The organism is Hymenobacter agri, from assembly GCF_054778495.1.
This window is the reverse complement of record NZ_BAAGZM010000417.1, coordinates 1-3,812: the sequence shown is the minus strand read 5'-3', so window position 1 is coordinate 3,812 and position 3,812 is coordinate 1. Positions and strand designations below refer to the sequence as shown.

Genomic DNA, 3,812 nt, shown 5'->3' with positions numbered 1-3,812 from the left:
ACGGCGGCCGGCGCGGTGGCCGAGTCGAGCCGCGCGTAGTCGCCTTCTTCCAGAAATAGCGGCAGGTTGTCGTGAATCGTGCCGAAGACGTCGAAAATCAGGCTGTCGTTGGCAGTATAGCGGAAGCTGGCCATCCACGGCTGCAGCTGCTGGCTGATGCCCCCGGCCAGCTCGTCGGCAAAAGCGGCGTGGGCGGCGGGCCGGGGCGCGTGCGTTGTGTCGGTATCCGAAATGAACAGCACCACGCGGTCGGTGAACTTCGAGCTAGCCATGAAGTGGCTGAAGTCGTCCATCCGTCGCTCGTGGGGCAGCATCTGCATCACGTTTTCTTCCAGTCGGATGCGCGAAGCCAGCCCGCCCAGCCCCAGCAGCGTGGCCCCGAACACCGCAAAAAACAGCGCCCGGCGCCCCCGGAAAAATCGGTAAATCAGCAGGAAAAAGTTAGCCATGTGCCGCTACGGGTGGTTGTTTGTCGCGCTGAAACAGCAGCTGCCCCAGGTAGGTAGCCGCCCCCGCCAATGCCGCCGCCGCGCCCGCCAGCAGCCAGGCCCCGACGAAATACTGCACGAAATTCTGATGAATGGAAGCCAGCGTGAGCCCCTCGGCCGAGGCCAGGTGCAGCGGCCGCGCCACCACCAGCCCGCCGGCCAAATAGCTCATATACAGAATAAACGGAATCATGGGCGGTAGGCTGATATTGGCTGCCAGCACCACCAAATAACGGTTCAGGCGCAGCGCAAAGGCCGCCGGAATGGCCACCGCCAGCTGAAACCCCCACAGCGGCACAATGCCCATGAACACCCCAAACGCCACCGCCAGCGCCTTCCGCCCCGCCGATTCCTCGGCGTTGAAAATCTGGCCGAGCAGGCGGGTATAAGTTTCGCGCCGAAACAAGCTGGTAATAAACTGCTTGGGCTTGATGTACAGCAGCGTAATAATCACCAAAACGGTGTTCAGCACGCTGATGCGCGAGAAATCCTGGAAGGGCCGGAAGTGCGTGATGCGCTCCTTGCCCGGCGCGTAGTACACCGCAATGGGCACCGAGCCGATGGGCACGCCCGCCCAAGCCGCCCGCACCAGCACCTCAATCTCAAACTCGTATTTGGGCGTGAAAAACCGCATGCCGCGCAGCCGCGCCAGCGGGTAGAGGCGGTAGCCGCTCTGCGTATCGGGCGCGCGCAGCCCGGTTTCAAACCAGAACCAGAAGTTGGAAAACTTATGCCCGAAGCTGCTTTTGCCCGGAATGCCGTCCTGGGCCATGTTGCGAACCCCAATGAGCAGGGCCGGCCCCTCGGCCTCCAACTTGTCGACGAACGTGGGCAAATCGGTGGCGAAATGCTGCCCGTCCGAGTCGATGGTGATGGCGTAGTCGTAGCCCGCCGCGGTGGCCGCCGCGAAGCCCTGCCGTAGCGCCCAGCCCTTGCCCACGTTCTGCGGGTAGCTCACCTGGGCCACCTCCGGAAAATCCTGGAGAATGGCGGCCGTGCCGTCGGTCGAGCCGTCGTTCACCACGATGACGTTGCGGGTGTGGGCCAGCACCTCGCGCAGCACCCGGGCCAGCGTGCCGGCGTTGTTGTACGTCGGCACCACCACGGCCAGCTTAAGCCGGTCGCAGCGCTCCTGGAGCAGGGGGAGGGGCGGGGTGAGGTATTGCATAATGGGCCTGCTGCAGCCGGATGAACCGGAGGTCACCGGCCGAAATCGTGGCTTCCGACAATAGAATGCCACCTTCCGAACTCTCAAAGGTAAGCCGCACCTCCACTATCGCGTTCGCCCGCGGCTCCAGCACCGCCAGAAACTTCACGTTGCCGGCCCGGGCCAGTTGCACGCGCTGCCCCAGCGCCGTTTCCAGCAGCTCCTTAATAATTTGCAGCATGCACACGCCCGGTACCACCGGCTGCCCCGGAAAGTGCCCCGCAAAAATGGCGTGGTCGGGGTTCAGGCGGATGATGGCCTGCGCGCTGGTAGGAGTGGCAGCGGGCGGGCTTTCGAGGGTGTAGAAGGAATTTTGCAGCATGATTGGGGTAGAGACGCATATTTGCGTCTCGGCGTCCGCGCCGATTGAAGTAGAGACGCAATAGTTGAAGTCTCGTCGTTGAACGATGACGACTGAACGGTACCCGAACGGCGCGGCCGACGAGACGCAAATATGCGTCTCTACCGCGCAATCTGCTTCAGCGCGATGGTGAACGGGAACAGCTTGTGGTCGATGAACACTGAATCGGGCATGCCGGCGGTGGACTTCGTCAGCGACACCACCACTTTCAGCTTGCGCGGCGAGGCATTTTCGATGCGCGAAATCTGCCGGGTAGCGGCATCGGTCACGTAGGTCGTCGTTTCCTTGCCCGCGGCAAAGAAATAAAACCGCTGCGGGCCCTGCGCCGCCACCCGGCCCCGCGCATAGTCCAAATCCGTCATCAGCACGAAGCCAATGTCTTTATGCAGCTGGTTGATAACGGCTTTTTTGTTGAGCTGCTCGATGCAATGCTCCACCGTAAACTGGTGGTCGGCGAAGCGGAAATCGAAGAAATTCAGCCCCATCTCGTTCGTAAACACTACGCGAAACGACTCGTCGGGCTGCTTCTTGAAAAACAGCAGGCCGCTCAGGTGCTTGCCCACCACATCAATCTGGGTGCGGTAGAGCGTGGTGGTGAACTGCGGCTGCAAGGCTCGCAGCGCGGCCGCGTCGGCGCCGGCTACGGGCGTGCGGTCGGGGTAGCTCAGGCGAGTGCAGCCCAGGCACAGCAGCAGCGCGCCGCTACTTAACGCTGAAAACCTCATCGCCAATGGGAGTATTCAACTGCTTGTGCACGAAAGTAATGACGGTGTTGTCACCCATGCTTTCCCGCATGTCGAGCTGGTCGATGGAAAAGTCATCCTTGCCGATGAAAATGCGGATGGTGGCAAACAGCTTGCGCATTTCCTTGGCCTGGGGCACGAGGTCGAGGCAGTAGCTTTTGTCGCTTTCGTAGATTTTGGTCTGGAAGTCCTTGCTGTCCAGCGCGCGGCCCTGCACGCAGTCCACCACCACCTGGTTGATGACCTTGAACAGCTTGTTGTCGCCGGCCGAGTACACCTTGCGCTTTTGCTGGTCCTGAATCAGGATTTTGTCGCCGTTGATAACCAGCAGGTACTTGTACGGCTGGGTGTATTCCATCCGCACCTTGTCGTTCTTCTTAAAATAGAACAGCCCCTCCGATATGATTTTTTCCGACAGCATGCTCAGGTTTTTCACCTGCTGAAAGCTGCTTTTGATGGATTGCGTGCCGGCCGCCGCCTTCGCGTAGTTTTTGCGGAAATAGCCATCATCGCTCACCGGCCGGTAGCCCTTGGGCTGGGCTAGCGCGGTAAAGGCTGGCAGCAGGGCCAGCAGTAGGAAGAATGTAGAAGCCAGATATTTCATAGAAAATGTAGAGACGCATATTTGCGTCTCATCGTCCGCGCCGTTCGGGTATTGTTTGGGCGTTGCGTTCAGGCGGCGTCGTTCAACGACGAGACGCAAATATGCGTCTCTACCGCGCGTCGGCATACGCGGTTACGCCTAACAACTGGTCGAGCGGCACCACGCGGAAGCCGCGCGCTTGCGCTTGCCGTAGAAACTCATCCAGCACCGTCGTCGTCACGGCTGCCGTATCGTGAAACAAAAAAACGGCTCCCGGCGCTAGGGCGCCTACTATTTTAGCGAGCAGCTGCTGCTCATCCTGCGCCACGGTATCGAGCGAGCGCACGCTCCAGCCGATGCACTGGTGGCCGCTGGCGCGCAGGGCGCGGGCGAAGTTGGGCGTCGTTACGCCGTAGGGCGGGCGGAACAG

At 61.0% G+C, this 3,812-nt stretch carries 6 protein-coding genes; all 6 read right to left on the bottom strand.

Annotation, left to right across the window (positions count from 1 at the left end):
• The coding region (locus ACYVDE_RS16880) for a hypothetical protein (protein WP_460502720.1) at positions 1–449 on the bottom strand (449 nt) is incomplete at its 3' end.
• Complete coding sequence (locus tag ACYVDE_RS16875; RefSeq protein WP_460502719.1) at positions 442–1,656, bottom strand: DUF2062 domain-containing protein; 1,215 nt, start codon at positions 1,654–1,656, stop codon at positions 442–444. The genes ACYVDE_RS16880 and ACYVDE_RS16875, both read right to left, overlap by 8 nt.
• Positions 1,601–2,017, bottom strand: a complete 417-nt coding sequence (locus ACYVDE_RS16870) for a hypothetical protein (protein ID WP_460502718.1) — start codon at positions 2,015–2,017, stop codon at positions 1,601–1,603. The genes ACYVDE_RS16875 and ACYVDE_RS16870 overlap by 56 nt, the downstream gene beginning before the upstream one ends.
• 140 nt (positions 2,018–2,157) lie before the next feature.
• On the bottom strand, positions 2,158–2,781 hold the full coding sequence (locus tag ACYVDE_RS16865; protein WP_460502717.1) for a hypothetical protein: 624 nt from the start codon (positions 2,779–2,781) through the stop codon (positions 2,158–2,160).
• The gene (locus ACYVDE_RS16860; RefSeq protein WP_460502716.1) at positions 2,759–3,403 is read right to left on the bottom strand and encodes an outer membrane lipoprotein carrier protein LolA; all 645 of its coding nucleotides are present in this window, start codon (positions 3,401–3,403) and stop codon (positions 2,759–2,761) included. Before ACYVDE_RS16860 ends, ACYVDE_RS16865 begins: the two co-directional genes overlap by 23 nt.
• A gap of 109 nt (positions 3,404–3,512) precedes the next feature.
• Positions 3,513–3,812, bottom strand: a 300-nt coding sequence (locus ACYVDE_RS16855; protein WP_460502715.1) for a polysaccharide deacetylase family protein, incomplete at its 5' end; no start/stop codon positions are given.